Raw genomic sequence first — 4,960 nt, 5'->3', positions numbered from 1 at the left:
ACGAGACGCTGCACAACCCGCGCCGCATGGCGCTGACCGGCACGGTCGTCGGCATGGTCCTCATCACGCTGCTCAACACGACCGCGGCCTCGATCCCGCACTCCCTCCAGGAGGTCGCGGCGAAGGTGCTCGGCCCGGCGTCCGAATGGCTGATCAACCCCGTCATGCCGATCATCTTCTGGATGGCGGCCGTCGACGCGGGCCGGCGCACCGGCGCGTGGGGCACGGTCCTCGGCGGGCTCGGACACCTCGTGATGGGCAACGCGGTCCCCGGGATCGTGCTGGGCATCGTCATCGGCAAGGGCGTCGACGACCTCGGCTGGACGAAGGTCACCAAGTCCCTCGCCGGTGCCGTGATCACGCTGTTCGTGGCGAGCACCTTCCTGCGCGGCGTCGACATCACCCTGCTCGAGCAGATGAAGGTCGACATACCGCACTGGCTCATGCAGCTCCACGACTCCACCGGCACCAAGCCCCAGTGAGGCAGGCACCGACATGACCGACACATCCACGGCCGCCTCGGGCGGCGGCACACCCGCACCCGGCACGGGCGCCGAGCAGGCCAGGGGCGGATTCCTCGGCAAGGTGCCGGGCGAGGGCAGCTTCTGGCTCGCCGAGTGGGCCTTCCCCGTCTTCGTGGCCTGCCTGGCCGCGGGGATCTTCACCGGTACCCACCTGTACTACGTCTACGACACCGGCGTGTTCAGCGACGTCGCCGTCGCCTCGATGCTCAAGGCCGGGATCGAGAACGGCAGTTACGGAGCGGCGGCCGCCTTCGGCGCGGGGTTCCTGTTCGCCCGGGTCATCGAGGGGCCCATGGTCGGCATCCTCGACATCGGCGGCTCGCTCCAGACCGGCGTCGGCATCGGTATCCCCGCCATGCTCCTGGGCGCCGGGTTCACCGCGCCGCTCCAGCACTTCTGGCTGGCGATCCCGGTGGGCGCGCTGCTGGGCGGCCTGATCGGCATCGCCATCATCGCCATCCGCCGGGCCACGGTGAACTCCACGGGCGGCACCTCGACCTTCGGCGCCGACGTGATGATGGGCGCGGGCAACTCGGCCGGACGCTATCTGGGCCCGCTGGTCATCATCTCCGCCGCGACCGCATCGCTGCCCGTGGGGCTCGGCTCCACGATCGGTGCCCTCGCCTTCTACAAGTGGAAGAAGCCCCTCACCGGCGGCGCCATCATCGGCGCGATGCTCGCCGGGCTCTTCTTCCCGATCCCCGGCAAGTAGCGCGCGCGGGCCCCGGGCCCGTCCGCGCGCCAACAGGCCACCACGTCACCAGAGTTCAAGGATTTCAGCGTGCACTCTCTCCACGAGGACCTGGGCGTCCCCCCGGCCGTCAACGCCAGCGGAAAGATGACGGCGCTCGGCGGCAGCGTGCTCGACGAGCGCGTCATCTCCGCCATGGGCGAAGCGGCCCGGCAGCACGTCGTCATGGACGATCTGCTCGTCGCCGTCGGCCGGGAGATCGCCCGGGCCACCGGCGCCGAGGACGGCTGTCCCACGACCGGCGCCGCGTCCGGGATCGCCATCGCGGTGGCCTCCGTGATCGCGGGTACCGACCTGTCCCGGATCGAGGCCCTGCCGGACGCGGGCGACGCGCCCCGCGAGGTCGTCCTGCCGTTCGGGCACTCGGTCCACTTCGGGGCGCCGATCCGGCAGATGGTCGCCCTCGGCGGCGGCCGGGCCGTCGAGGTCGGCTCGGCCAGCAAGGTGACCGTCGCACACCTGGAGGGCGCCATCGGCCCCGACACCGCCGCCCTCCTCTACGTCAAGTCCCACCACGCCGTCCAGAAGGGCATGGTCTCCCTCGCGGAGACCGTGGAGACCGGCCGGCGCCACGGCATCCCGGTCATCGTCGACGCCGCGGCCGAGGAGGACCTGCGGCACTGGCCGGCGACCGGCGCCGACCTCGTCGTCTACAGCGGCGGCAAGGCGGTCGGCGGACCCACCTCGGGCATGATCTGCGGCAGCGCCGCCCGGATGGCCGCCTGCCGGGCCCAGTACGGCGGGATCGCCCGCCCGATGAAGGTCGGCAAGGAGACCCTGTTCGGCCTCGTACAGGCGCTGCGCGACTACGGGAGCGACCGTGCGGAGGCATCCGGCGGGCAGCGCGCGCGGATGGAGAAGCTTGCCGCCCGTCTCGCGGTGCTGCCCGGCATCACCACCCGGGTCGTCGGCGACGAGGCGGGCCGTGCCATCCACCGCACCGAACTCACCGTGGACCCGGCCGCCGCAGGACGGGACGCCGCGGGCCTCGCGGCCGAACTCGCCGCCGTGGGCGTTCATGTGAGGGACCATCATGCCGTCACCGGCCGCCTCATGATCGACCCGCGTCCGCTGCGCGCCGACGAGGAGGAGCTGCTGGTGGAACGACTGACCGCACTGTTCGAGGGAGCACACCGATGACCGTCGTCGAGCGCCGTCTGGTGGTCACCGAGGAGGCGGGGCTGCACGCCCGCCCCGCGGCCGCCTTCGCGCAGACCGCCGCCCGCGCCACCGCCGAGGTGACCGTCGCCCGCGAGGACGGCACGGCTGTGCCCGCGCGCAGCGTCCTGTCCCTCATGACGCTCAACATCCGCTGCGGCGACGCCATCGTGCTCCGTGCCTCCGGCTCCGACGCCGAGTCCACGCTCGACGCCCTCGCCCGCATCGCCGATCCCGCATGACCGCGCCCCACCCGACGGAGCCCCCGATGAACCCCGCCGCGCCCGCTGCACCCGCCGCTCCCGCCGTGAAGGACGTCGTCGAGCGGCTGCGCCTGGCCCGTGTCACCCCGACGGTCCGCGAGGCCGACGCCGACGCCGCCGACCGGACCGCCCGCGCCCTGCTCGAATCCGGCCTCACCGCCTTCGAGTTCACCGCCACCACCCCTGGCTGGGAGCAGCTGGTCGAGACCTGGTCGCGCGAGGCGCCGGAGGTGACGCTGGGGCTCGGCACGGTCACCTCGGCCGAGATCGCCGAGCGGGCGCTGGCGGCCGGGGCGCACTTCCTCGTCAGCCCCTTCCAGGTGCCGGAGGTCCGCCCGGTGGCCGACGCCGCGGGCCGGCTGCTCGTCGAGGGCGGACTCACCCCCAGCGAACTGCGCGTCGCGGCCGGGCGCGGCGTCGCCAAGCTGTTCCCCGCGAACATCGGCGGCACCGACTACCTGCGGTCCGTGCTGTCCGTCCTGCCCGGCGCGCGGATCATGGCCACCGGCGGGGTGAGCGTCGACAACGCCGCCGAATGGCTGGCCGCCGGGGCGTTCACGGTGAGCATCGGCCGTGACCTGTCCCGGGGCGACCTGAGGGCCAACGTCGCCCGCCTCAGGGCGTCCCTCGGCTGACCGTCGCGAAGGCCGGCCACCGGCCCGGACGGTGGTGCGGGCGGTGCGTCAGTCGACCCTGACGACGTACTTGCCCCGCACGCCACCCGCCTCCAGCGCCCGGTGCGCGGCCGCCGTCTCCTTCAGCGGGAAGACGGTGTCCACCGCCGGGCGCAGCTCGCCGGCCTCGACATGGCGGGCCAGCGCGTCGAGGTCCGCGCGCAGCGGGTTGCCGCTGAAGAAGCGGATGCGCGAGGAGCCGTGCACCGCACTGGCCGCGATCGCGCCGAGCGAGGCGACCGGCCGCGACAGGTCGAAGGCGATCGTCACCATCCGCCCGCCGGGCGCGAGCAGCCTGCGGTGGGCGGTGAGGTCGGATCCTGCGGTGTCCACGATCACGTCGTAGCGACCCAGCCCGGCCGGTGTCACCGCGCGGTGGTCCAGCGCCTCGTGCGCACCGAGGTCGCGGACGAAGTCGAGGTTGGCGGCCCGGGCGAGGGCGGTGACCTCGGCGCCCAGGGCCCGCCCCAGCTGCACCGCGGCGTTGCCGACGCCGCCCGCCGCGCCCCGGACGAGCAGCCGCTCGCCGGGGCGCAGCCCTGCCTTGTCCCCGAGCGCCGTGACCGCCGTCGTGGCCACCGGCAGGGCCGCGGCCGCCACGAGGTCGAGGCCCGCCGGGACCTGGCCGAGCCGCTCGGCGGGCACCGCCACGTACTCGGCGGCGCTGCCGAAACCCGAGGTGCGGCCGAGGACGCCCCACACCCGGTCGCCCGCCGTGAAGCCCGTCGTGCCGGCGCCGAGCCCGGCGACCTCGCCGGTGAGGTCCAGCCCCACCCGCTGGGGGAACCTCCGGCCGGTGAGCAGCCGGACACGTCCCGCGCGGGCCGCCAGCTCGCCGCCGTTCACGCTGAACGCGCGCACCCGGACCAGCACCTCGCCGGGGCCGGGCGCGGGGCGGGGCCTGCGGCCCACGTAGAGGACGTCGGGGGCGCCGTAGCGGTCGAAAAGGACTGCCTTCATCGTGGGGTCGCTCATGGTTCTCCGCCTCTGCCGCCGTGCCGGACGCGGGACCACCGGCGGATCCCGCTCTGCGACCGTAAGCTCGTAAACGGACGAGATCGTCCACTTGGGCGGGAAGCGAGAGACAGTGATGGCGGAATCCTCTCGGATCGACGGACCGGGCGGCGGCGCACGGGCGGACGCCCGGCGGAACAGGGAGCGGGTGCTCGCCGCGGCCCGCGCCGTCTTCGCCGAGCACGGGATCGACGCGCCGATGGCCACCGTGGCCCGCCGGGCCGGCGTCGGGGTCGCGACGCTCTACCGGCACTTCCCGACCCGGGACGTGCTCGTGCAGGGCGCGTTCGAGCAGCAGATGCGGACCTGTGCGGGCGCGCTGACCGACGCGCTCGCCGATCCCGATCCGTGGCGGGGCTTCCGGCGGCTCGTCGAGACCGTGTGCGCCCTGCAACGGGAGGAGCGCGGCTTCCCCGCGGCGTTCATGGCGGCGTCCCCGGACACGTCGGCCGCGCACGCGCGGGCCAGGCGGCGTGCGGAGGGGGAGCTGCGGACCCTGGTGCGCAGGGCCCAGGCGGCCGGTGCGCTGCGGGCCGACTTCGAGCCCTCGGACCTCGGGGTGGTGCTCATGGCGCA

7 protein-coding genes are annotated in these 4,960 nt (G+C 74.3%); 6 read left to right on the top strand and 1 reads right to left on the bottom strand.

The features are described from left to right. The 5 genes from GTW43_RS04720 to GTW43_RS04700 all read left to right on the top strand — a co-directional run. Positions 1–482 (top strand): DUF4311 domain-containing protein (locus tag GTW43_RS04720; RefSeq protein WP_161300350.1); only part of this gene is annotated, 482 nt, incomplete at its 5' end. A gap of 13 nt (positions 483–495) precedes the next feature. Further along, entirely contained in the window at positions 496–1,236 is a 741-nt protein-coding gene (locus GTW43_RS04715; RefSeq protein WP_161300349.1) for a DUF4310 family protein, read from the top strand. Positions 1,237–1,305: 69 nt separating this feature from the next. Continuing rightward, positions 1,306–2,415 (top strand): DgaE family pyridoxal phosphate-dependent ammonia lyase, encoded by a 1,110-nt coding sequence (locus GTW43_RS04710; RefSeq protein WP_202501042.1) that lies wholly within the window; start codon positions 1,306–1,308, stop codon positions 2,413–2,415. Next, a complete protein-coding gene (locus GTW43_RS04705; RefSeq protein WP_161300348.1) occupies positions 2,412–2,675 on the top strand; it encodes an HPr family phosphocarrier protein in 264 nt (87 codons plus the stop codon). Before GTW43_RS04710 ends, GTW43_RS04705 begins: the two co-directional genes overlap by 4 nt. A gap of 26 nt (positions 2,676–2,701) precedes the next feature. After that, a complete protein-coding gene (locus tag GTW43_RS04700; RefSeq protein ID WP_161300347.1) occupies positions 2,702–3,331 on the top strand; it encodes a bifunctional 4-hydroxy-2-oxoglutarate aldolase/2-dehydro-3-deoxy-phosphogluconate aldolase in 630 nt (209 codons plus the stop codon). 48 nt (positions 3,332–3,379) lie between these two features. Here GTW43_RS04700 and GTW43_RS04695 read toward each other — a convergent pair whose 3' ends face one another. Next, positions 3,380–4,345 carry an NAD(P)-dependent alcohol dehydrogenase gene (locus tag GTW43_RS04695; protein ID WP_161300346.1) on the bottom strand — a complete coding sequence of 322 codons (966 nt, stop codon included), beginning with the start codon at positions 4,343–4,345 and terminating at the stop codon, positions 3,380–3,382. Positions 4,346–4,460: 115 nt separating this feature from the next. Between GTW43_RS04695 and GTW43_RS04690 the strand changes: the two genes are divergently transcribed. Continuing rightward, positions 4,461–4,960: TetR/AcrR family transcriptional regulator (locus GTW43_RS04690; protein WP_161300345.1), on the top strand; the 500-nt coding region annotated here is incomplete at its 3' end.

The sequence above is a fragment of the Streptomyces sp. SID5785 genome (assembly GCF_009870065.1).
Lineage (GTDB): Bacteria > Actinomycetota > Actinomycetes > Streptomycetales > Streptomycetaceae > Streptomyces.
The sequence above is the reverse complement of the archived record's forward strand: the minus strand, read 5'-3'. Positions and strand labels throughout refer to the sequence as shown.